This is a genomic window from Sporosarcina sp. 179-K 3D1 HS (assembly GCF_047228905.1).
Lineage (GTDB): Bacteria > Bacillota > Bacilli > Bacillales_A > Planococcaceae > Sporosarcina.
Genome location: NZ_JBFEGI010000006.1, coordinates 165,500 through 188,962 on the forward strand (window position 1 = coordinate 165,500; position 23,463 = coordinate 188,962).

The 23,463-nt window shown below is 49.8% G+C and carries 28 protein-coding genes; 1 reads left to right on the forward strand and 27 read right to left on the reverse strand.

Annotated features, from left to right (window positions below):
• Positions 1–5: 5 nt before the first annotated feature.
• From AB1K83_RS10235 to glp, 20 genes are all read right to left on the reverse strand, one after another.
• Positions 6–362: a BMC domain-containing protein gene (locus tag AB1K83_RS10235; protein WP_413058093.1), complete on the reverse strand. Its 357-nt coding sequence runs from the start codon at positions 360–362 to the stop codon at positions 6–8.
• A complete protein-coding gene (locus AB1K83_RS10240) occupies positions 337–639 on the reverse strand; it encodes a EutN/CcmL family microcompartment protein (RefSeq protein ID WP_413058094.1) in 303 nt (100 codons plus the stop codon). The genes AB1K83_RS10235 and AB1K83_RS10240 overlap by 26 nt, the downstream gene beginning before the upstream one ends.
• Positions 640–655: 16 nt before the next feature.
• Complete coding sequence (gene pduL / locus AB1K83_RS10245; RefSeq protein WP_413058095.1) at positions 656–1,507, reverse strand: phosphate propanoyltransferase; 852 nt, start codon at positions 1,505–1,507, stop codon at positions 656–658.
• A 31-nt stretch (positions 1,508–1,538) separates the two neighbouring features.
• A complete protein-coding gene (locus AB1K83_RS10250) occupies positions 1,539–1,826 on the reverse strand; it encodes a BMC domain-containing protein (RefSeq protein WP_413058096.1) in 288 nt (95 codons plus the stop codon).
• Positions 1,827–1,845: 19 nt separating this feature from the next.
• Positions 1,846–3,348, reverse strand: a complete 1,503-nt coding sequence (locus AB1K83_RS10255; RefSeq protein WP_413058097.1) for an aldehyde dehydrogenase family protein — start codon at positions 3,346–3,348, stop codon at positions 1,846–1,848.
• A 17-nt stretch (positions 3,349–3,365) separates the two neighbouring features.
• Complete coding sequence (gene eutL, locus AB1K83_RS10260) at positions 3,366–4,013, reverse strand: ethanolamine utilization microcompartment protein EutL (protein ID WP_413058098.1); 648 nt, start codon at positions 4,011–4,013, stop codon at positions 3,366–3,368.
• Positions 4,014–4,029: 16 nt separating this feature from the next.
• On the reverse strand, positions 4,030–4,992 hold the full coding sequence (gene eutC, locus AB1K83_RS10265; protein ID WP_413058099.1) for an ethanolamine ammonia-lyase subunit EutC: 963 nt from the start codon (positions 4,990–4,992) through the stop codon (positions 4,030–4,032).
• Positions 4,993–5,004: 12 nt separating this feature from the next.
• Positions 5,005–6,369, reverse strand: coding sequence for an ethanolamine ammonia-lyase subunit EutB (locus AB1K83_RS10270; protein WP_413058100.1), 1,365 nt, complete (start codon positions 6,367–6,369; stop codon positions 5,005–5,007).
• 16 nt (positions 6,370–6,385) lie between these two features.
• Positions 6,386–7,822, reverse strand: a complete 1,437-nt coding sequence (locus AB1K83_RS10275; protein WP_413058101.1) for an ethanolamine ammonia-lyase reactivating factor EutA — start codon at positions 7,820–7,822, stop codon at positions 6,386–6,388.
• Between the two features lie 449 nt (positions 7,823–8,271).
• Positions 8,272–8,769 (reverse strand): EutP/PduV family microcompartment system protein, encoded by a 498-nt coding sequence (locus AB1K83_RS10280; protein ID WP_413058102.1) that lies wholly within the window; start codon positions 8,767–8,769, stop codon positions 8,272–8,274.
• A gap of 15 nt (positions 8,770–8,784) precedes the next feature.
• Positions 8,785–9,126, reverse strand: coding sequence for an ethanolamine utilization microcompartment protein EutS (gene eutS, locus AB1K83_RS10285; RefSeq protein WP_413058103.1), 342 nt, complete (start codon positions 9,124–9,126; stop codon positions 8,785–8,787).
• A gap of 30 nt (positions 9,127–9,156) precedes the next feature.
• Entirely contained in the window at positions 9,157–10,464 is a 1,308-nt protein-coding gene (gene eutH / locus AB1K83_RS10290) for an ethanolamine utilization protein EutH (RefSeq protein ID WP_413058104.1), read from the reverse strand.
• A gap of 124 nt (positions 10,465–10,588) precedes the next feature.
• On the reverse strand, positions 10,589–11,158 hold the full coding sequence (locus tag AB1K83_RS10295; protein ID WP_413058105.1) for an ANTAR domain-containing response regulator: 570 nt from the start codon (positions 11,156–11,158) through the stop codon (positions 10,589–10,591).
• Positions 11,133–12,590 (reverse strand): sensor histidine kinase, encoded by a 1,458-nt coding sequence (locus AB1K83_RS10300; RefSeq protein WP_413058106.1) that lies wholly within the window; start codon positions 12,588–12,590, stop codon positions 11,133–11,135. Before AB1K83_RS10300 ends, AB1K83_RS10295 begins: the two co-directional genes overlap by 26 nt.
• 85 nt (positions 12,591–12,675) lie before the next feature.
• Positions 12,676–13,686 carry a GTP 3',8-cyclase MoaA gene (moaA, locus tag AB1K83_RS10305; RefSeq protein ID WP_413058107.1) on the reverse strand — a complete coding sequence of 337 codons (1,011 nt, stop codon included), beginning with the start codon at positions 13,684–13,686 and terminating at the stop codon, positions 12,676–12,678.
• A 5-nt stretch (positions 13,687–13,691) separates the two neighbouring features.
• On the reverse strand, positions 13,692–14,264 hold the full coding sequence (locus tag AB1K83_RS10310) for a molybdenum cofactor guanylyltransferase (RefSeq protein WP_413058108.1): 573 nt from the start codon (positions 14,262–14,264) through the stop codon (positions 13,692–13,694).
• Complete coding sequence (moaD, locus tag AB1K83_RS10315; protein WP_413058109.1) at positions 14,261–14,494, reverse strand: molybdopterin converting factor subunit 1; 234 nt, start codon at positions 14,492–14,494, stop codon at positions 14,261–14,263. The genes AB1K83_RS10310 and moaD overlap by 4 nt, the downstream gene beginning before the upstream one ends.
• Positions 14,491–14,937 (reverse strand): molybdenum cofactor biosynthesis protein MoaE, encoded by a 447-nt coding sequence (locus tag AB1K83_RS10320; RefSeq protein WP_413058110.1) that lies wholly within the window; start codon positions 14,935–14,937, stop codon positions 14,491–14,493. Before AB1K83_RS10320 ends, moaD begins: the two co-directional genes overlap by 4 nt.
• Positions 14,924–15,436, reverse strand: coding sequence for a molybdopterin-guanine dinucleotide biosynthesis protein B (gene mobB / locus AB1K83_RS10325; RefSeq protein ID WP_413058132.1), 513 nt, complete (start codon positions 15,434–15,436; stop codon positions 14,924–14,926). Before mobB ends, AB1K83_RS10320 begins: the two co-directional genes overlap by 14 nt.
• A complete protein-coding gene (gene glp, locus AB1K83_RS10330; protein ID WP_413058111.1) occupies positions 15,433–16,689 on the reverse strand; it encodes a gephyrin-like molybdotransferase Glp in 1,257 nt (418 codons plus the stop codon). The genes mobB and glp overlap by 4 nt, the downstream gene beginning before the upstream one ends.
• A 70-nt stretch (positions 16,690–16,759) precedes the next feature.
• Here glp and moaC point away from each other — a divergent pair, with 70 nt between their 5' ends.
• Positions 16,760–17,251 (forward strand): cyclic pyranopterin monophosphate synthase MoaC, encoded by a 492-nt coding sequence (gene moaC, locus AB1K83_RS10335; RefSeq protein WP_413058112.1) that lies wholly within the window; start codon positions 16,760–16,762, stop codon positions 17,249–17,251.
• Between the two features lie 9 nt (positions 17,252–17,260).
• Here the strand turns inward: moaC and AB1K83_RS10340 are convergent, their stop codons facing one another.
• The 7 genes from AB1K83_RS10340 to AB1K83_RS10370 all read right to left on the reverse strand — a co-directional run bounded on the left by AB1K83_RS10340 (position 17,261) and on the right by AB1K83_RS10370 (position 23,421).
• On the reverse strand, positions 17,261–17,770 hold the full coding sequence (locus tag AB1K83_RS10340; protein ID WP_413058113.1) for a MogA/MoaB family molybdenum cofactor biosynthesis protein: 510 nt from the start codon (positions 17,768–17,770) through the stop codon (positions 17,261–17,263).
• Positions 17,771–17,786: 16 nt separating this feature from the next.
• A complete protein-coding gene (locus AB1K83_RS10345) occupies positions 17,787–18,806 on the reverse strand; it encodes a ThiF family adenylyltransferase (RefSeq protein WP_413058114.1) in 1,020 nt (339 codons plus the stop codon).
• 298 nt (positions 18,807–19,104) lie between these two features.
• Positions 19,105–20,619, reverse strand: a complete 1,515-nt coding sequence (locus AB1K83_RS10350; RefSeq protein WP_413058115.1) for an MFS transporter — start codon at positions 20,617–20,619, stop codon at positions 19,105–19,107.
• A gap of 89 nt (positions 20,620–20,708) precedes the next feature.
• Complete coding sequence (locus tag AB1K83_RS10355) at positions 20,709–21,236, reverse strand: hemerythrin domain-containing protein (RefSeq protein ID WP_413058116.1); 528 nt, start codon at positions 21,234–21,236, stop codon at positions 20,709–20,711.
• A gap of 13 nt (positions 21,237–21,249) precedes the next feature.
• On the reverse strand, positions 21,250–21,897 hold the full coding sequence (locus AB1K83_RS10360) for a response regulator (protein ID WP_413058117.1): 648 nt from the start codon (positions 21,895–21,897) through the stop codon (positions 21,250–21,252).
• Positions 21,875–22,960: a sensor histidine kinase gene (locus AB1K83_RS10365; RefSeq protein WP_413058118.1), complete on the reverse strand. Its 1,086-nt coding sequence runs from the start codon at positions 22,958–22,960 to the stop codon at positions 21,875–21,877. Before AB1K83_RS10365 ends, AB1K83_RS10360 begins: the two co-directional genes overlap by 23 nt.
• A complete protein-coding gene (locus AB1K83_RS10370; protein WP_413058119.1) occupies positions 22,957–23,421 on the reverse strand; it encodes a GAF domain-containing protein in 465 nt (154 codons plus the stop codon). The genes AB1K83_RS10365 and AB1K83_RS10370 overlap by 4 nt, the downstream gene beginning before the upstream one ends.
• Positions 23,422–23,463 lie beyond the last annotated feature (42 nt).

Here is a 23,463-nt window from a genome sequence, read left to right on the forward strand (position 1 = left end):
AACGACTACGCCTCCGGATTCTTCGGAGCCGTATCCTTTTTCGCGGGAGCCGTTTTCGTTTTTTGCACTTTTATGGCTGGTGGGGTTGATTCCGCCGGCTTCACCATGCCATAGACCGTTTCATCCGGCCGAGGGATCACATGGGAACCGACTAGTTCTCCGACCCGGTTGGCCGCATCCCGTCCCGCATCGATCGCGGCTTGAACTGCACCTACATCCCCTTGTACGATGACCGTCACAAGGCCTCCATCGATAAATTCCTGCTTGACCAGTCTCACATTGGATGCCTTGATCATCGCATCCGCCGCTTCAATCGAACCGACCAGCCCTTTTGTTTCAATCATTCCAATCGCTTGACTCACCAGACTCACCTCTTTCCACTTCGGTTGAATCAATGATTCCTACAACTACCGCATCAATCGGGATAGGATTTTCACGATCTATGAAACGGGAAGAGCCTCCGCTCGTGACCAACACGTGGTCTCCTATCCCTGCCCCGATGCGATCGGCAGCTACAAAATGTGTGCGAATCGGTCGGCCATAACCATCTACCGGCTGAATGACCAATAGTTTCATGCCCTGCAAACCTTCCTCTTTCCGGGTCGCCCAAACATTGCCGATTACTTTTCCCATGCGCATGCCGCTTCACCTTCTTCTATTTTCTAAACGAAATAGATTTGCCGAGCTCCCGTGCCGTATCCCGGGCAAGAGCTGTGACGATCGTTCCTTTTTCCAGAAGAATTTCCGATTCTTCAATCGCTTTCACTTCGTCATTCGTCAGCAATTTCTTGCCGAATTCATACACTGTTTTCGTTGGAGTGGGAACAGACCGTTCGACAGTAGCCGTAACAGGCGGTTGGCCGGATTTCACGAGCCGCCCCATCGCTCCTTGTGTAATGAAACCTGCATTCGCTTCGTCCGTGTCGATGTGCATCTCCAGACGGTAACGTTCGGACACCCGGATTTTTACATTCCGGTAGGCAATCGGTCGGATTCCGTCCACTTCCACGGTCACAACCTCGCCATCTTGGACACCCATCCGGTTTGCATCCTGAGGCGACATATGGATATGGGATTGGGCGATAATGAGCCCCTCTTGCAAGAAGAGACTTCCCTGAGGTCCGATGATCGTTATCGGAGCCGAGTCCTTTATATCCCCCGATTCACGAATCGGCGGACGGGCACCAATTTTCATGGCATCCGTCCAACTGATTTCGACTTGTGTTTGTGACCGGGTCGGCCCTAGCACACGGACATTGGAAATGCTCCCTTTCGGCCCGGCAATCACGACGGTTTCATTCGCCGCAAACTGGCCAGGCTGGGAAAGCTCAGAACGTTTTGTCAGTTCGTACCCTTTCCCGAACAAGATTTCCACGTGTTGCGGGGACAAATGAAGATGGCGGGCAGAAACGGCAATCGGAATCGTATCAGCGGGCAGCTCCTGTTGCCCTTTTGCCAATTGGCCCAGGACTTCCCCGACAATCTGTTCAATTAATTGCTGATTCATTTCGGTACCGCCTTTCCGTTACAAGCACATCTTAGTTTTCCAATTTAGGCAAGATCATTTCCAATTCGTTATGCGGTCTTGGAATCACGTGTACCGATAGAAGTTCTCCAACACGTTGTGCAGCCGCTGCTCCTGCGTCCGTCGCCGCCTTTACTGCACCGACATCTCCGCGTACCATAACTGTGACAATCCCACCACCGACGTGCACTTTTCCAACAAGGTTGACGCTTGCCGCTTTCACCATAGCATCCGCCGCTTCTACTGCTCCAACCAAACCTTTTGTTTCCACCATTCCTAATGCTGTACCTTCTCTATTCATAATTGTTTCCTCCTATCATTTATTTGGATAATTGTTTTACAATCTCATGGACCAGGTTCTTTACCATAGTTTCATCGACACTTGCATCGAGCGATTGCAGCACTTGTGATACGACCTGATCTTCCGTTTCCTCGCCGGACGACACATCGTTTTTCGGAAGATCGACTTCCTTGATGCCATACGCCATCCGTTTAATATTCAATAAATGCTTGGCGGTCACGTTGTCGGATGTAATATTACCTCCGAACGTCCCGCACCCTAATGTCATGGACGGCATAAGCCCGGTTGTTCCACCAACCGCCCCGACAGAAGACATCGTGTTGACCAGAATCCGGGAGACCGGCATATCCAGCGCAAACTCACGTGCGATGGCGTCCGTTTCGGTGTGGATGGATAGGGAATGCCCCCTGCCCCCTAGGTTCAACAACGACAGGCAAATCTCCTTCGCATGTTGGACATCGTTTGCGACGTACATCGCAAAGACCGGTGACAGCTTTTCCAATGAAAACGGAATATGCTTGCCTACTTCCGTTTCCATCCCCACGATCACCCGCGTTCCTTCCGGTAATGAAATTCCCGCCAATTTTGCAATTGTTTGTGGGCTTTTGCCAACAATCTTCGGATTCACTTTCCCAGGCGTCGGCGAGATCACTTTTTCCATCGTCCGCTTTTCATCATCCGACAGCAGATAGGCTCCGTTCCTCTTCAGCTCGCGGATGACCATATCCTGGACATGGCGGTCCACAACAATCGCCTGTTCCGTCGCACAAATCGTCCCGTAATCAAAAGATTTACTATCGACGATATGTTTGACAGCTTTGTCGATTTTCGCTGAGCGTTCGATATAAACAGGAACGTTCCCCGGTCCTACCCCGTAAGCCGGCTTTCCGGAACTGTAGGCAGCTTTCACCAAACCGCCGCCACCTGTCGCCAAGATGAGGTTGACGTCCCGATGGGTCATGAGCTGCTGTGTGGCGTCCATGGAAGCCTTCGTCAAACATTGGATCAGACCTTTCGGTGCGCCTGCCGCAACGGCAGCCGCATCGCAAACCTCCAAAGCCTCTTTCGTACACTGCACTGCATAGGGATGCGGGCTGACGACGATCGAATTACGCGTCTTCAAGGCGATCAACGTCTTGAAGAACGCCGTGGATGTCGGGTTCGTCGTCGGGATGATTGCCGCCACAACGCCGAATGGCGCGGCAATTTCCAGCACTTTATTGACTTTATCTTCCCCGACGACCCCTACAGTTTTCAAATTCTTGATGCTTTCGTAGACGTCCCGGGAACCCACTTCGTTTTTTATCTTTTTATGGGCTGCCACACCCATGCCTGTTTCTTCGACCGCCATTTTCCCTAGGCGCTCGGATTGTGCGAAGGCCGCTTCTGCCACCGCCTGGACAATCCGGTCGACTTGTTCTTGTGTATAGTCCATATAGGCGAGCTGCGCTTCTTTCGCGGTTTTCACCGCCGAGCGCATTTCCTGCAACGCCAGTAAATCTGCATCTAGTGCAACTTCCATCTGCATCCTCTCCTTTCTCAGTAATCCAATGGCCTCCTAGCCATCAGCTGGATCGCCTCTCTGAACGCATCCGCAGCTGCCTGGCAAGATGACTGACTACCCGTCAATAATCCTCCGCCAAAATTGGTTTCCGATGGCGGTGAGAAATATTCACAAATCCGGACATCCGCCGCTTTCAAAGCGGCGTCCAACCCGACGACCGATTCAACGGGCGGGGCGATCAAATACGCAAGCGCCTGCCCTTCCGCCACCCCGGCCACTTCCGCTAAATAACTTCCGCAACTCGAAATGGTGTGAGCATATAAGACATGGTCCGGATTGTCATTGATTGCTTCGAAATAAGCTGTGTTTTCAATCGTGATCCGGATGGAATCCAGCCCGCTCTTCACTTCTTCAGGAGAAGGGCCTGCGATGATGCCAATGAATTCCCCCGATAAGGGACCCGAAGGATGGGCTGATCCGGCATAAAAGCTATTTGCATACACCACCTCAACATCGGATGTCTTCGTTGCTTCATCCGCAGCCGTATAACCGACATCATCAATTGTTGTTGTGAAAATGCCGAGGCTCCGTTGATACGGCTTTAATTGAAATTGATTCGCCAGCCCTTCATCCACATTGGGAATAACCTGCATGGAGAGTAGATCCGCAAATATTTTTTTCATGTTGTACGCACGCCTCCTATCCTTCTTTCTTCACTAACGAAACTCCGCTCGCTTCATACTTCAAGATTTTTTGGATAAGCGTCCCAAGATAAGCCCCTGCTTCCACGGGAGGAATGCCTCCTTTATGGATGTTGGAAACGACCATCCGATCCGCCTCGATTGTACCGATACGTGGCTTGTAACAGATATAAGCACTTAATGATTCCGCCGACACCAGTCCAGGCCGCTCGCCGATCAAAATGATCACAACGTCCGGCTGCAGGATTTCCCCGATCTCATCCATCAATGCAACCCGCCCTTTATCGACATAAAAGGTCGTTCCCATCTCAATTCCCAGATTGTTCAGCGACTGTTCCAAGGATAGATAGACATCCTCCAAATTTTCCTCCAGCGCCTTGGCACTAAGCCCATTCGAAGCGACCACTTGGACGGTCGGGGCGTGTTTGCATTTTTCTTTCACGAGTCTTTTGGATTCATCCGATAGCCGTCTCCCCAAATCGGGGCGTCGAATATACTCCTCTTTGTCTTGCACTCTGGAATGGGTCTGGAAGAAATTGAGACGATTCAAAATTTCTTCAGGCACCTCTCCGTATACGGCATCCACCGCGGCGGCGTGGTCAAAACGGAATTGAAGCCACGTTGACGTTCTAGGTCTCGAGCCAGCGCGCCCTACTGCAATCCGGGCAGGCGTTTTTTTCCGGAGTTCAGCCAGTTGATCATGCTCTTCCTCTTGCACACTCGCGGACATCCCCGAAAAAGTCTGCGGAAGAGGCTCTGTCTTTCTATCAGACACCACCGTCTTGTGAAACTTCACATCCCCGGAAGCCGCTTGACGAGGCTGTTCTTCCGTTGCACGGCTTCCAACCGGTAAGTCGTTGAAAATCTGGACAGGCATATGCTCTTCCTTCGCCTTCACTTGATTGGTCTGCAATTTTTCTACGACCATTTTCGTAATCTTCTCAATGAGTTGTTCATTCACAGCAGTCGCCTCCTAACGTGTGAATATCGTCGGTTCTCCTGCACGAGAACTCAGACGACCATTTTCATAAATCCCCATTTTCTCCAGCCATTTCAGATATTCAGGCGCAGGTGTCTTCCCGAACGTCTGCAATAGCGTCGCTACATCGTGATAGCTCATGGATTGATAGTTCAGCATGACATCGTCTCCCATCGGGGTAGCGATGATAAAGTTCACACCCGCCGCAGATAGCAAGACACCTAAATCTTCGATGTCGTTCTGGTCCGCTTTAATATGATTGGTATAGCAGATGTCGACCCCCATCGGGATGCCGTGCATTTTCCCCATGAAGTGATCTTCCAGTCCGGCGCGGATGACTTGTTTATTGTTGTACAAGTACTCAGGTCCGATAAAACCGACAACAGTATTCACGATGTACGGGTCGTAATGGCGGGCAAATCCGTAATTCCGGGATTCCAGTGTCATTTGGTCGATACCAAAATGGGCTTCTGCCGATAACTCGGAGCCTTGCCCCGTCTCAAAGTACATCACTTGTGGCCCTGTGCCCGTCCCTTGCTTCAAAGCCAGATCCCGAGCTTCCGCGATTAATTCTGCCGAAATGCCGAAGGAGCGGTTCGCTTTCTCCGTTCCCGCGATACTCTGGAAAATCATATCCGCAGGAGCACCTTGTTCCACCGCTTTCATTTGCGTCGTGACATGCGCCAATACACAGTTCTGTGTAGGAATTTCCCATTCTTGAATGAAATCTTTTGTCGCGTGTAATAGACGTTTAACACTTTCGACAGAGTCATCGACCGGGTTGATTCCGATTACGGCATCCCCGATTCCGTAAGACAATCCCTCTTTCAGGGAAGCTATCATGCCATCGACATTGTCCGTCGGATGGTTTGGCTGAAGACGTGAAGAAATGGTCCCTTTTTGTCCAATCGTAATATTGCAAGTCGACAGGATCTCGATTTTATTGGCAGCGTGTACCAAGTCCAGATTGGACATCAATTTCGCAACAGCTGCAATCATCTCGGATGTCAGGCCTCGGCTGATCCGCTTCAGTTCACGATCACCGACTTCATTGCTCAGAATATACTCCCGCAATTCCGCGACTGACCAATTTTGCACTTCACTATAAATCTTTTCGTTCAAATCTTCCTCTATGATCCTGGAGACCTCATCCGTCTCGGCAGGGATCAACGGGTTATTGCGGATATCACGCAAGAGAATCTCGCTTAATACGGCCTTGGCGGCAATACGCTCTTGGACCGTTTCAGCCGCGACCCCCGCAAGTCGATCACCCGACTTTTCTTCGTTGGCTTTCGCCATCACTTCTTTCAGGTCGGCAAATCGATATTGGATTCCGCCTAACACTGTATCTAATTTCAATGGTCAACACCTTCTTTCATGACGAGTGAAATGTTAATGTCTTCACGACCACCGGAACGACACCCGAATCGAGCGCTCTTCCGATGTCCAAATAATCCCCATGTTCAACACGGATCTGATCGATGCAAACGACACTCTGCTTGACCTGCATCGCCAGTAACGTCTGCCCCAGCACTTTGGCGTGATCGGACTGCAATACCAGCACAATCGGCTGCTCCGGCATAGGCCGTCTCTCCATCGCTTGGGTGATCACCTCTGCCAGTCGCTGAATGTCCCGGAACCCCATATACGGAAGGTCCGAAATATAAAGTGCAAAATTCTGGCCTTCCATCGTGGCATCAAACATTTCAATGGCTGTAATAATAGCCGTTGGAAATTCACCTAAACCTTGTTCGAGATTTGAGTTGAATGAATAATGATACACCGGCAAATTTTTCAGCGGTAACTCATCCGGAGCAACTTGAATGGTAGCGCCGCTGATCTCCGTTGTTTGCGTACCTGCACCGAGGACGGTCGCCCGCACCGTTTCCACGGGTTCCATCCACTCGAATGCCTGAAGTTCGGCGTTCTGTTGCAACGCATCCGCCAGCACCAGTCCGATGTCATCATATTGCGCGGTGGATTCAGCTTCCGATTCATGCCGGTACATACATTCCGAAATGCCGCCCGAGAATACGATCACGTCGATCGGACTTCTCCAGTTGGGCGGATGTCCGAGCAATAACGCCCGATCCTGCTCCCGCATCTCGTTTCGAAGTACCCGGGCAAGTGACTCCGCCATGAAGCGGGTGACAAAGGTCACCCCCTCCGATGTCGCGGAATCACCGATTTGCAGTGGCAGATGATGTTCGTCTAACAGGCGTTGGACAGGGGGTGAAATCGAGCGGATTGTTCCGTCCTGGAATTCGATCAGCCTGCCACCGATGTGCATCGTGCACGTCCCGAGAAGTTCTTTATCCCTGTAAACAGCGATATTGGCCGTACCGCCCCCGATATCGATATTCGCAATCACTTTTCCACTACGGCTCGACTGCTCAAAAGCACCGGAGCCTTTTGCCGCAATAATGCCCTCCAAATCCGGTCCGGCCGTGGCAACCAAAAAATCGCCGACCTCTCCGGATAAGTAATGGAGCATCTCCCGGGCATTCCGCTTCGTGGCGGTCTCCCCTGTGATGATGACCGCCCCGGTTTCGATCTGAGCGGGTTCGATGCCGGCTGCTATGTACTGCGAGCGGATGATCTTCTCCACTCCCGCCACGTCGATTGTGACGGGATCAGCCAAGGGCGTCCGGAATATCGGGCTTTTATACAGCACTTCCTTGTCGGTGATCTCAATCCGGGGCACATGCGTCGTCCCCGCCACGTTCATTAAAGAAAAACGGCTAATGATGAGTTTCGTCGTGCTCGTGCCAATATCAATTCCCGCGCTGATCATCGTTTCTTTTTTTCGCATACAGACACCTCCCTCCCCTATGGAAAGTTCGAATGTTAAGTTGGAATTAAATTTTGATAGTTTATCATCTATCATCCGGAATCAAAATACATCCTGGCTATCGTAATTCCCTGCGTTTCGCTCATACTTCTCGAGAACCGCTTATAACTTGGCGCAAGCGATCATAACTCTTGGGCTGCGCTCATATTCCCTGAGGACCGATCATATTTCTCGAGAACCGCCCATTAACTTCGTGGATGCGATCATAACTTTACACAACCGCTCATATCTCCACACAAGCGATCGCACTTCCTTAGACCTATCCATAACTTCCTAACCCAATAAAAAAAGACGCCTTTACAAACTCAAAGAGTACTCTTCGAGTTGTAAAGGCGCCATTGCCTCACACTATGCACATGTCATATTCGATACTCTCACTATAGCAAGAACTCTCCGACGTGTAAAGTATGTCAAATCAACAGCAGTCGATCATCTTTCATCGATTCCACATAGGCTTTCATTGAGGACATATCATTCATTTTCACCAGTTCCTGAATATGCGCAACTCCCACTCCTTGAATGGCGGAAGTCAATACGACGGGTGCCCCCTGTACGACGACCGAACGGAGGAAGTCCAACGATCGCTGGATGTCCGCCTCCGGATGATCGCATTTCGTGATCACTCCGATCGGCAATTTGGTGATTCCCGTACTGAACCCCGGCGGGAAAATCAATTTCCCGCTCGTCGCGTCCTGCAAATAGCAAACATGCGTCACTTCCAACGCGGTTGCCATAATGTTTTTATAAAACAATGGATTCTCGGTATATTCACCGGGCGTATCCACAATCCAATCATAATAAATCAATGTCTGGGTTTTCACCGCATCCACTTTCTTTCCAAGCAACGCATTGGTCAACGTGGACTTGCCTGCCCCGATTGCTCCGATCAACATAACTCGGTTTTTCATTTTCCACACACCCCCTTATGACTTCGTAATAGGGGATGGCGTATATCCCAACATCTCCGATAAAAATCGGTTGATCTCGTTCATGGCCATATCGACTTCCGAAACGCTTCCGACGATTACGAGACTTCCTGTGAATCGATCCAAGAAACCGATTGACACATTCGCCGCTTTCGTAGCCAAGTCCCCCGCAATGATGACGGTCTCGCTTGGCGTACACGTCATGATGCCAAGTGCTCCCGCCTGTTGAATACCTAGTTTTTGAAACATATCGGGATCCGGATTGGCAATTAAATGACTTAATGTAATTTGTTTACCCGGGACAAATTCTTGTATAAACCGTTTCTTTTCCTCGCTCATTTTGCCTCCTCCTTCCATCGCAGCATCTGCTTACGAATTAGCCGGGACGGGCTCTTTTGCTTCCTCTTGCACTTCCTCTTTTTGGTCTTGCACGTTTGTTGGCGTATCTTCCAAATACTCGCCCGGTCTGATTGTACCATCCGCCCGATCTTTCTCCTCCAATTTCTTAGCAGTCGGAACGGAAATCCAATAGGCGATCGCAATGGCAATGATACCTGCTGATAATTTACCGATCATGACCGGCAAAATAATGGTAGGCTGGAAGTTTGCCGTGAATGAAAGATGGTCCCCAAGCAGGAATGCCGCACAAACACCAAACGCAATATTGATGACTTTATCTTTCGGTGGCATATAACGGACGAGACTGAACATCGCCAAAATATTAGCCATTGTTGCCAAGATTCCTGCGCTCCCTACCGAAGACAGACCGAGTTTGCGCCCCCCTGCCTCAAGCGGTTTCGCAGCATATTTCCGCAGGAGGTACACCATCGGAAACGCCCCTGCAAGCATGATTCCGATATAGCCGGCCGTTTCCAACGCGCGGAATTGATCCTTTTCGTCCGCCATGATCGGATCGAAGCCCCATGCTCCGAACAACGTACTGAATGCCCCTGTGAAGATTTCAACAATGGAGAATACCAGGACCAGCTTGATGGCCGCATCCATGATCCGACCGAACAACATAAAGCCCGCAATCATGCCGCGCGGGAAGAATTTTAGCCCCGCGGCAATCAACACGACAAAGATGAAGAGCGGCAACAGATTGATCAGGATTTGCCCATAACTAATGACAAAATCATATGTAGAATCTGCTGTCGTACTAATGATATCCCGGACATCGGTATTAAATAAAACAATTAGAACAGATGCAATTAGAGCACCGATCGGAATCGTCAATACACCCGACATGACGCCAAGCGCCATATATTTATGGTCCCGTTTATCCAACATGGCAAGTCCCATCGGTATTGAGAACACGATGGTGGCTCCCGCCATGAAACCGACAATTAACGCCATGACCCATCCTTCATAGGATGTCTTCAACGCATTGGCCAACTGATACCCACCCATGTCAGAAGCCAGGATAGTCGTAGCTGCAATGGCAGGATCCGCGCCGATCGTATCAAAAATAGGACCGATGAATTTACTGATAAACCAAGTCAAGTATGGAATAGATGCCATGATTCCGGCTGCCGGTACAAAAATATGACCGACTGCATGGAGACCCGACATGAACTCTTTTCCCAACCCATCTTCTGGATTTTTAATGGCTGCAAAAGCACCCAGGACAGCACAAGTCATAATGATATACACAATTACTGTACCAATCATTTCCATAGAGGAGTTCCCCCTTAAAATTTTATTTTTCTAATACCGGTTCGCTATCTTTGAAGTCATCCCCCTCTCCAAAACAAAAAACGCTTAAAGAAGAGTTTCTTTAAGCGCCTTTGCTTGTATATATTTACTTGTATGTTGAAATGATCTCATTGGCTAGCGACTCCATTGTCATTTGCCGAGACATGCTAGTATCTCTCATTTTCTTGAACGCGGCGGACTCCGTCAGCTGTTCCGCTTCCATCAATATCCCTTTTGCCCGTTCAATCAATTTTCGTTTCTCAACCTCTTGCTTAGCCGTCTGGATTTCCTTGTTCAGCCGCTTTGCCTTATCGGCCTGATGCATTGCAATTTCAATCGCAGGAATCAAATTCGCTTCCGCAATCGGTTTGACGAGATAGCCTACGACATTATCCAGTTGAGCTTTTTCGATAAATTCCTTTTGGCTATATGCTGTGATGATCAGAATGGGCAAGTCCAACTGTTTTCCGATAATCTGGCTCGCCTGTAATCCATTGATCTTCGGCATCTTAATATCCATCAGGATCAAATCAGGTTTATGCTGGAAAGCAAGCTCAATCGCCCGATCCCCGTCCCCTGCTTCCGCCACTACTTCGTAACCGGCGTCCTCCAGCATCATCCGAATATCCATTCGGATGAGGGATTCATCTTCAGCTATCAATATTCTCTTTCTCATAGTAAATAATAACCTCCGGACTTACTGGAAACGTTATGACAGCATGTGTTCCGATCTCTTCCGGCACATAATTGAACTCCCCATTCAAGTCGTTGACGACCAAATTGTTCACGATATCCAGACCAAGTGATGCCTTCTGCTCTCCGATTCCAACGCCGTTGTCGAAAATATGGAGCTCCAAACGATCCTTCATCGAGAAAAAGTTGACAACAATTTCGCCCGACACATCTTCCGGAAACGCATGCTTCAATGAATTTTGAACAAGCTCATTTACAATGAGAGCTATTGAAACCGCTTTCCGTGACGATGTTAATATTGTATTGCCATTCGAGCGAATAATCAAGTCCACTTTTTTTGGTAATCCGCTTAATACCATGGCCGAACAGACTTTTTTGGTCAGCTCGATTATATTTACATCGTCGTCTTCCGAGTTTTCATTCGCCAAAATGATTTCATAGACAGAGGATATGCTAAAAATTCGATTTAATGTATCTTCAAAATAAGGCTTACTCTCTTCTGGAACCCCTTTTCGCATTTGCAACCTCAGCAAGCTGGCTACCGTCTGTAAATTGTTTTTTACCCGATGATGCACTTCCTGGATCGCTACCGATTTCATCATCAGTTCTTTTTCCTTCATGCGCAACTCTGTCAGGTCCTGAATGATGAGCAAGGTGCCCCTCGTCTTGTTTTTTTGCCGCAGCCTCACTTTTTTGACGATAAGATTTTTTTGGTCCAATGTCAGTTCGAAAACGAAAACATCATCCTCTTGCTCATATATCGGTTTGACAAAAGGCATAAGGTGAATGAGATTCTTATACAGGATCTTTTCTGTCCCGCTCATTTCCGTCACGAATTTGACGCCTACCGGATTCGCATAGATCAACCGGTTTTCATTATCCGTCAGAAGGAAAATTTCCATCAACAAATCAGAAACAATCGGCATTTCACTACTTTTCCCGCCCATCACATAATCGATCGGCTCTTGACCGATTGGCAGTCCCCTTACATCATAATGGTGGGCCGCCGGAGAGTCGACTTCCCTCTCTTGGATCAGCACGCCGATCACTTGATGCGATGCATTCTTAATGGGAACGACGCTCTGTTCAACGGACTTGCCTTCTTGCGTGACTGCATGGCGGATGACCGATTTTTGTCCCTTTCGATAGCTGTAAAAAACGCCCGGTTCAAAGGAGTCAAAGACAATTTTCCCCACTACTGAATTTTCATAGACCGAATCCATCGACTTGGGAAACGCCTCCGCGACTACAATCGCATGTTCACTGTCTTTCATCTTACAATCAATGAACATGTAAGCTTCGGACAAATCGGCATATAATTGCAAGGTAGAGGCAATGTTCTTCAGGATACCAATATCTTCAGCTTGTAGATCCGTATACAAATTACATAATTGCTCCAACGTTGTCTTGGTCACTTTCTTCTCCTTCTTGTCGGAATTGTCAGAAACCATAAGTTTAGTAGATTATATAGAATCCGGTCGGACAGGTCAACACATTTTGTCAACCACCAATATAACTCATGCCGATTTTCTTCCGGTTTTTTGCCGTTTGTTCGGTCCGTTCGTCGGAATATCGGTCGGTACGGCGGTTCCACACGTCTGAGATCGCTTCTAGCAGCTCTTCATCCGATTGCCCTTTACGGACCAGTTCCCGCAGATCAAACCCCTCCGATGCGAATAAACAAGTATATAACTTGCCATCGGAAGACAAGCGGGCCCGGGTGCAAGTTGCACAGAATGATTCCGATACCGACGTGATAAACCCTACTTCCGACCCGTTATCCTTATAGCGATAGCGCTTCGCAACCTCGCCGTAATAATCTTCATCGACCGGCTCCATAGCATAAGACGTATTCAGTATATCAAAAATCTCTTTCTTCGTGACGACTTTCCGGAAACTCCAGGCGTTGTCATTTCCGACGTCCATGAACTCGATAAAGCGAAGTGTAATCCCGCGCTCTTTGAAAAAAGCAGCCATCGGGAGAATTTCCGATTCATTAACCCCTTTTTGGACAACCATATTCACTTTGATATCAAATCCGATATCTTTCGCATAGTCCACATGGGATAGTATCAATTCCGGTCCGGTGCCCCGGCCGTTGATTTCACCAAAGGTATCAGGTTCAAGCGCATCCAGACTAATATTCAAGCGCCGCAGTCCCGCATCATATAGGGCACGGGCATGTTGACGTAGCAGGACACCGTTCGTCGTCAATCCTATATCCTCGATTCCCCGCACGTCCATCAATTTCCTTATCAGTTCCGGCAAGCCCCGACGCAACAGAGGTTCTCCGCCGGTTAGGCGCAATTTTTTCACCCCAAGCGATGCAAAGAGACGGGCCAATCGCTCCACTTCCTCAAATGTGAGCAGTTCATCCTTTGGCAGGAATACATAGTCATCGCCGAAAATCTCTTTCGGCATACAGTAGGAACAGCGGAAATTACAACGGTCCGTCACCGAAATCCGAAGATCCCGGATCGGTCTACCTAGCTTGTCTAAGATGGCTTCCATTGTCCTCAATCCCTTTCCAGTAAACCGGGGTCATTCACATTCCGGAATACCCGCTTTTCGTTATGAGCCAGCATATTGCCGTCCACCCATGTCGCTCCGGCCGATGACATGATCTCCATTACACGCAGCCGTTGTTCTGCGAGAGCGGTTCGTAACATCCCTTTCAGATGCCGCTCCCAGATAGAGATGAGCGGGTGAAACCGATCTTCCGTCCGGACCGCTGTCACGCCAGACCGGTGCTGGCGAATCAACCCCTCCATGACCGGACGATTGATATAAGGCATATCACAAGGCAATACGACATAGCGGGCCGCTTCCACAAATTCCATCGCCGACAGAATCCCTGCAAGCGGACCGAGCCCTTTGAACTCTTCCAAATCCACAATGACAGTCGCCGCAGCTGGGAACTCTTGGAGCAAGTCGGGCCGCGTCACGATGACCACTTCATCACAAAGTCCGGCCATCGCATCCATCGCAATCCGGTAAAATGGCCGACCGTCCAGTTCGGCGAACGCTTTAGGTGAGCCGAAACGCCGGGATAATCCACCGGCTAGTACGATACCGACTGTCTTCGTCAACCGCCACTCACCGGGGGTATGAATGCACACACATCTCCTGATCTGATGGTATCCTCTTTCAAAGCGTACTCCTCATTCACCGCCACATGGACAGGGGTCGCTCCAAACCCTGGGTACGTCTCTTCCGCCCAATCCAACAGTTCCTGAACCGTCATCGTTTCCCGGTCGATTGTCTCTTCCCCTTTGCCTGCCAACTCCCGTAGTCTTGCGAAATAATTCACTTGGATCAATTCGTCTGCACCCCCTGCTCCGGATATTTTTTCTGCGCTCCAATCCATTCTTCTCCGTCCTCCCAAATCTCCTTCTTCCAGATCGGGACAATTTCCTTGATTCGGTCTATCGCGTATTCATTCGCTTCATATGCCGCTTTCCGATGTGGGGAGGAGACTGCGATGAGGACAGCGATATCGGATATATGCAGCTCGCCGATCCGATGCACAATCGCGACTTTCACGCCCGGCCACTTCGCTTCCATCTCCGCCCCGATTTCCGCCATCTTCCTCTCCGCCATTGGCACATATGCTTCGTAGGACAGGTATAACGTGCGAACGCCACGCGTCCACTCCCGCACGTTTCCGGTGAAGATCGTCACTGCGCCAGCCGACGGATGCAGAACATAGTCAACATATTTCTGAATCTCTATCGGCTTTTCCACGATTTCAAAAGGCTTCATTTGCGTCCTCCTTTGCTAGCCATTTCCATAGCCAATCGTCCAGCTCTTCCGTACTCTCCCGTGAACCGATATGCGAGAAATTCAACTCTAACTCGCGACATCCGACCACCAACTGAATATCTAGCAGTTTGCCAAGAGCGTCCCAATCTTCCGCTTCCCGGAGAAGTACAATTTTCTCACCAGGCTGATCCTTATACCCTTCAATGAACAGCACGTCCGGATTTCCCGCTGCGGACAGAGCCTTCAACTGGTCGAATGCCGGCTCTTCGTTCCACAGCAGTTGCACAACTCCGCCCCCGGCAACAACCGTGGCGTCTGCCCCGTTGTTCCAAAACTGCATCGTATCCGTGTTACGATCCGGCATGGCAGGCATCCCGCCATGACCGTGATGTTTCAAAACGGCAACCGACCGGCCTTCCGCTTTCAACAAGCCGATCCATCTGGCGATCAATGTCGTTTTTCCGCTATTCTTGTAGCCGATAATATGGAGCGTTCTCATAAAGTCCACTCACGGACGCCTTGTTCGGCGCCAATCAACAATATGTCGACTTCCATCCCTTTTTCGTATCCCCTCGTCCCGCTCGGCAGCACGATAAGACAATTTCCCCGCGCAATCGACGACACGGCATTCGATTTATTGAAGCCGGCAGGAACGGCAACCAACCCCTCCGGCGCCATCTCCCAAATTGCACGGATGAAACGGGTGAACGGGTTAGGCTTCGTAAAATCCTCCCCCAGCTTCGCCTTCATCCGCGGCATATACGGGGCTGTTCCTCCCATCATACGGAGAATGGCCGGCCGCGCGAACAACTCGAATCCGGTGAAGCAAGCGGAAGGATTGCCGGACAGCCCGAACAACAGCTTCTCACCCAACGCCGCCACTGTCGTCACACTGCCCGGTCTCATCATCACCTTGTTGAACAATACTTTCGCACCGAGCCGCTCATAGATGGCCGGCAAATAATCATAATCGCCGACGGACACACCGCCCGTCGTCAACAGGACATCCGTTTCCGAGAGAGCCTGTTCCACGATGGCTGTGCAGGCATCCAAATCATCTTCCATGGCACCATAAGATTTGCATTCGATGCCCATCCGTTTCAATTGGGCTTCCACCATCGGGCCGTTCGAATTGCGGATTTTCCCCGGCACCAGCTCATCCGTGACGGATAGCAATTCAGTCCCAGTCGATAAAATTCCGGCGACCGGCCGTTTTCCCACTTTCACTTGGGCGTAGCCGAATGTAGCGAGGAGGGCAATCGTTCCCGGGTGGATGAGCGTCCCTGCTTCGATCAGCAACTCCCCTTCTTTCGCATCTTCGCCTCGAAACGAAATATTTTCACCCGCAGTGAACGCTTTACGGATCGTAAAGCTGTCCCCTTGTTCGACGGTCTGCTCCAGCATGACAACGGCATCCGCCCGTTTCGGAATTTGCGCCCCTGTCATGATGCGATAGGCTTCATTTTCATCAAGCTCCCGTTCTCCGACATGGCCAGCCCCGATTTCGCCGATGACGGAGAACGCCACCCGGTTATCCCCGGAAGCGCCCACCGTATCCTTGGCCCGAATGGCGAAACCGTCAAAGGGCGATCTGTCAAAAGGTGGGACGTCATGCTTCGCAATGATCGGTTCCGCTAAGACCCGGCCATATGTATCTTCCAATTGTACCATCTCCGTCCCGGTCGGACGCACGTTCTCCATAACTAGGCATACAGCATCCGCCACGGGAATCGGCTTTCTCAATTCCACCACCCAAATCCCCCACTTTCATCTGTTATACTTTACCTATCAACGTAACTATAAGTAGAAAGGACACGATACGATGTCTCAACTTACCCATTTTAATGAACAAGGCCGCGCCAAAATGGTCGATGTTTCGGACAAGGCAATTACGACCCGCATCGCGGTTGCCCAATCATCCATTATCGTCAATGAAACGATCCACTCCCAAATCACGGAGGGGACGAACAAAAAAGGCGACGTCTTCGCGGTGGCCCAAGTAGCGGCCATCATGGCTGCCAAAAATACGGCAACGATCATCCCGATGTGCCATCCCCTTCCTTTGACGGGCATCGATGTGCGCTTTGATTGGAAAATCGACGAAGAGGCGGGGCATTATGAAGTAATGATTCAAGCGGAAGTTAAAACAAAAGGCATGACCGGAGTCGAAATGGAAGCCCTCACGGCCGCCTCCGCCGCAGCTTTGACCATCTACGATATGTGCAAAGCCGCGGGCAAAGAAATGATCATCGGTCCTACGATGCTGCTGAAAAAGACAGGCGGCAAAAATGGCGATTTTCAGCGTGAAATGTAATTTCGACGGTCATTCCGCTAAGTGCTTTTTCAACTCATGCACTATATGATGCAGTTCCGGCAAGATCAATTTCTCCATCGCCAAGGCGACCGCTTTGGAAGAACCGGGCAAAACGAAGACGGCCTGGTTTTGAACCGTCCCCGCGGTCGCCCGGCTTAACAGCGCTTTCGAACCGACATCCTCCGTATAACTTAAAAAACGGAACAACTCTCCGAAACCGTCGAGCGTTTTCGTGAAATAAGGCGTGATCGTCTCAATGGTGACGTCCCGATGGCTAATGCCCGTGCCCCCCGTTGTAATGATGGCATCGATGGAAGGGGTCCCGAACCAGTCCACGAGGGACGATTCTATCTGTTGCGGATCATCCGGGCAAATCCGGGCATCCGTAACTTGATGGCCGGCTTCCTCCAACATCCGGCGAATGACCATTCCGCTCTTATCATTGTCCGCCGTCCGTGTATCACTGATTGTCAATACACTTACCGACAATTTTCTGTGATCTATCTTTAAATGTGACAAGAATCACTCCCCCTAGTCAACCAAATAATTGATGGTACAGTTTCCGACCCGCTCCCATATCCCGCAAGCCGTGAATTAACAACCGTCCGTTCCCAAATAACACGCAACGGTAACCGTCTGCATGGAATTGGATGAAAAACGGTGTTTTCTTATAAGGTTCCCCTAGACGGATAGCCACTCGCTCCCCGTCTGCAATCGACAAGGAACGACCTTCCGACGGAACGATTTGTACCGTATCCCGGCCACATAGGACGGCATAGCCCGTCCCTTCCGTCCGCTCGAGGGCGGGATAAGAAGGCGCTTCCCCACATGTTTCGCATTGTTTATTTTGAATCCGGGAAATACCCGCTTCCACATATGTATGACTCCAAATATCGAAATGAAGGACTTTCTTTCGCATGGCTGCTTCGTTTCCTGTCAGCCACTTCAATGCCTCTGCGCTCTGATGGGCTGCTGCAATTTGGGCGGCCGGAGCGATGATACCCGCTGTATCACAAGTTTCATTCACCGCAGGGAGGACAGGCAGAAGACAGCGGAAACATGCAGATTTTCCAGGAATGAACGGAAAAACGACACCCGTGCTTCCCACACACGCTCCGTATATCCAAGGAATCCCTTTCTTCCATGCCATATCATTCAGTAACAGGCGGGTCTCGAAATTGTCCGTTGCATCCAATAGTATATCGACATCCGTAGCCAATCGCTCCAAGATCGGCCCGTCAATGTGATCGAGCACTGTCACAATCTCCACATCGCCGCGTATTTGCCGCAACCGCTTTTCGGCCGCCACGACTTTCGGGACGCCGCTCTCCGCATCGCTTTCCGTGAATAGTTGCTGCCTCTGCAAATTGGTCGATTCCACATAGTCACGGTCGGCTATGGTCAACTTCCCGATTCCTGCGCGGACGAGCGTTTCCGCAATCGACGAACCGAGAGCACCGCAACCGATTATAAGAGCATGCGCCTTCACCAACTTCCCCTGCCCCGCATGGCCGATCGGTTTGAATAAAGTCTGCCTTGAATAACGATGGTCCAACTTCTCCCCTCCTTCTTCCAAAAGGTTGTTCTACCTTTTATTTACATACAAACTTAAGACAGAACATGTGTTGAACGGAAATAGAGTCATAGTTACTAAGTAATTTCTAGGATTGGAGTGGAAGGCGGCGACTCCTGCGGGAATAGCGTTAGCCGAAGACCCCGCAGGAGCGCAGCGACGAGGAGGCTGAGGCAACGCCCGCGGAAAGCGTCCGCCTGGAGCGGAAATCCGATGTAAGATTGCTGCCCCCAAGTCATGTATCTTCTTAATAGTTTTAAAACACTGCAAGGACAACCGATCATTCCGATCGACTGCCCTCTTCGCTGCGCGGTGTAATGTCGCTGAATGTCCCGACGTACCGGACCGTATCTCCCGAGTCATCTTTCACGGCTGCGATGGTTAGCAATTCCAAGTACTCTTTGCCATCTTTGCGTTTATTCCATAATTGGCCTTGCCATCTCCCCTCGTCGCCTAGCAAATCCCACATATCTTTATAGTAATCCGGCGATTGCCTGCCTGAACTAAGCATATTCGGGTTTTTGCCGAGCGCCTCCTCTTCCGTAAAGCCGGTCAATCGGGTGAAGGCCGGATTGACCGCTTTGATCTGGCCAGTGACATCTGTCACAAGAATCCCTTGCGCAGTCGAATTGAACACCTCTTTTTGCAACGTCAAACGATTCATATAGTAGAGCCAGACGACCAAGACGAAGCTGGCCAAGGCTACTTGCGAAAAAGCCATGAAACCGATCGAATAGGAACCGGTGATGGAATGGATGACCGAAAGGAGCAGCGGAGGAAAGAAACCGCCAAGTCCCCCCATCATCGAAACAATCCCGTTTGCTATCCCCGCCTGTTTATTGAAATAAAATGGAACGAGCTTGAAGATGACACCATTTCCGATACCTGCACAAACCGCGATGATCATACTGCCTACCGTATATAGCCCGATGGATGGCGAGAAGGCCAGTATGATCGCGGCAAAAGTGAATCCTATGAACACGCCCATCAGCAGGAACAACGGCTGGAACTTATCAGCAAGCCAGCCGCCGATCGGTCGGATGAACGTCGCAACGGCGATGAAACCCGCTGTCCGCATCCCCGCGTCCACTTTCTCCAAGTCGAAATACGTCACGAGGAAGTTCGGCAAAAAGACCGTGAAAGCAACGAACGAACCAAACGTGAGGAAATAGAACAAGGAGAAGAACCACAGCTTCTCGTTTTTATAAACCCCTTTGATTTGATCGATGATCGGTGTTTTCACCTTTGTTTCTTTACGGTCACCGAACAGGAAATTCAGTGCGGCAAAGACGAGCAACAAAATCAAATACAGCTTGACTGTCGTCGACCAGCCGAATTTCATGGCCAACACAGGAGCGGCAAAGGTGGAAATGGCCGTTCCGACATTCCCCATCCCGTAAATCCCATTGACCAGTCCATGCTTCTCTTTCGGGTAATATTTCGGAAGTGAAGTGACCCCGACGGAAAAAACGGCACCCCCAATTCCGAGGAACGTACCGCCAATGATCAGGCCAGCGACCGAAGACGTCTCACTTATGTAGTACACCGGGAAAAGGAGCAGGATGAAGCTGACAAGAAAGATGACCCGCGCTCCGAAAATATTGGCATAATAACCGAGCGGAATCCGTAAGATCGATCCGAGGACGACCGGGATCGCCGTGACAATGGCTAACCGCTCTGCGGGGATCGAAATATCTTCCCGGATGAAAGGCAATAAGGACGAAATCAATACCCAAACCATGAAACCGACGACCAAGTTTGCTGTTTGTAGAGGCAATTGCACTTTCCTGATCATTCAAATCATTCCCATCCTGAAATTTTGAATGAAGCATTCGATTCATTGCTTCTTTGATTTCCCTTTACTAGGCTAGTAGAAACCCAATTTCATACAATAGGAGTATACAAATCCTTGAATAAGCGATCCTGTTCTTCTTTTCGTAAAACCGTATTGACCATTGGATAGAGGATGGATTCCTCTTTGTGAAAATGGATGGTGATCACTTCAAATGCTTCCCCCGCATCCCGGACCACTTCTTTCATCTCTTCCAACGTCAGTTGCTTCAAGTCGCCGAGGGTATGATGCAGGAAATGGCCGATATACGCATCGATTTCCTCATGTTCTTCTTCCGTCGCTGCCACCGGGCCTTGATCATCCCCTACATAGCGGGCCAGCATCGGAAACAGGAACTCCTCTTCTTTTTCAGTGTGATTTTTGAACGGCTCGATGAACTCCACGATGAGTTTCCGAAGCGTCCCTAACGCTTCCCGGCCCTCTTCAAGTGTGTAAATATCCCGTTCGAATCCGAGAACGATCGAGTGCCAGCCATCCATTAGATAAGACAGATACTGATGTTCATTTTCAAGGACACGCAGTGCTGGCAGTTCGAATTTGAATGTTTGATTGGACACCATGGAAAATCCTCCTTCAGAAGTTCAACAACTTCTTTTTCAAGGCATATTCAACGAGCTCCGGCCTTCCTTTCAACTGCAATTTCTCCATGATCTTCGCTTTATGCGCTTCCACCGTCTTGACGGAAATAAACAACTTCTCCGCAATCTCCTTGTTGCCGTAGCCCCGCGCCACCAACGGCAAAATTTCAATTTCCCGCTTCGACAAGATCTTATAAGGATCGGTTTCGACACCGTCCATATCCTTTTCGAGAAATTCCCGGACGAGCGAACTTTCCATCGCCGGATGGATGTATGTCCCGCCTGCATGAACGGTGCGAATGGCAGCAAGCAGCTCCTCATCGGGCGAGTTTTTCAGCACATAGCCGGAAGCCCCGTTTTTCAAGACGTGAAATAAGTATTCCTCATCATCGTGCATCGTCAAGATGAGTATTTGCGTCTCCGGGAAATCTTCCTTGATCCTCCCCGTGGCAATCAACCCACTTTGCCCTGGTGGCATGCTCAGATCCATCAACAAGACATCCGGCCGGTGCAAGGCGACCTGATCGTACGCTTCCAGACCATCCGCCGCAGTCGCAACCACTTCCATATCTTCCTGGAAGTTCAAGATGTGCATGAAGCCGCTACGAACGACAGCATGATCATCCGCTATGATGATTTTCATTCGATGTTCCCCCTTTGGCTAACGGAATCTCCAATTGGACGACGGTTCCTTTTCCCGGTTCGGAAAGGATTGTCAATTGTCCGTTGACGAGCTCGGCCCGTTCTTTCATTCCATACAGCCCGAGCCCGGTCCCTTTGGCGTCCGGATGATCCACGTGAAAGCCGATTCCTTCATCAATGACGTGAAGGATCAATATATTGTCGTTTTCAAATAAACGGATTGTCACGTCATCGGTTTCTGCATATTTCAACGCATTTAAAATCGCTTCTTGGCATACCCGGTAGACGACCGTTTCAATTTCCCCTTCATACCGTTTCGAGTCCAATTCGGCCGTAAAATGGACGACCAGTCCATAGTTTTTCTCAATCCACTTGAAGTGGGTGCGGAAGGCGGCCTCCAACCCAAGATCGTCCAAAGTGGCTGGTCGCAGCTCGACGGAAAGATGGCGGATGTCATCCAATAACCGCATCAGTTCGACTTCCGTCTGCTTGACCTTTTCCAACGCTTCGCCTTCGATATTCATATACTTCAACAGGCGGATATCGACTAATGAGCTGAGCATCTCTTGGGCGACGCTATCATGGAGCTCCCGGGAAATCCGCTTCCGCTCGTCTTCCTGTGCTTTGATAATTCGTTTCACCATGATTTTCTCGTTCAATGACTCTTGGGTTTTGAATTGCTTCGTCAAGTCGCGAAGCATGAGCACCCGGATCCCCTTATTCTCATCAATCGTCTGGAAACTGGCAGTATACGGTATAATGCCTTTCCCTTTCGTATCCAAATACACCTGGAAAGAGCTTATATTTTCTTGGGGATGCGACATATAACAACCTTCGCATGTGAGAAGTTCCTGCTCGCTCGTATACCCTTTGCACGTCAAACAAATCGCATTTCGATTGCCGGCAATCATTTGATGGATGACATCGGGTTCCACTATCAAACATGCGGACTCATTCATCGTCAAGACTTGCCCTTCCCGATTAAAAAAGAAGATGGCTTCTGAGGCGTTGTCGTACATTTTCAACAGCAAATCTGTCAATTGAAAATCTTCCATACGTATCAAAGCTTCACCATCTCCTTATTATAATACGGTCCGAACCGGGGACCGACCGCTTCCCTGAATTCCTTGAATTTTTGCGGAGTCAACTGGCGGCCTTCCCGATACGCTACCAATAGGACACCTTGCACACGGTTATTTTTGAAAAGCGGAATGGCTCCAAAACTGCTTAGCTTTTCCACCACAACAATTGGATAATTAAACAGTTCGTCGGCCGAGAAATTCATTCCAACATCTTCCACAAGAGTCGGTTTTCCGGTTTTGATAACATTTCCGGCAACCCCTTTTCCCGATTGCAGAACAATCCGTTTATAGCGGTCGCTTAGATTGCCTGATACGTACTTCCATTTATGCTCAAAACGTTGGTCGGCCGACTGGATGAGCGCCAACCCGATAAAGTCAAACTTGAACAACTCACGCAACATCTCAATTTCCTGTTGGTAATTAAAATCCTTCTGTCCATTCATTTCGATTACTCCCCATGCGGGTTAAGGAAGGACCTCTTCCCG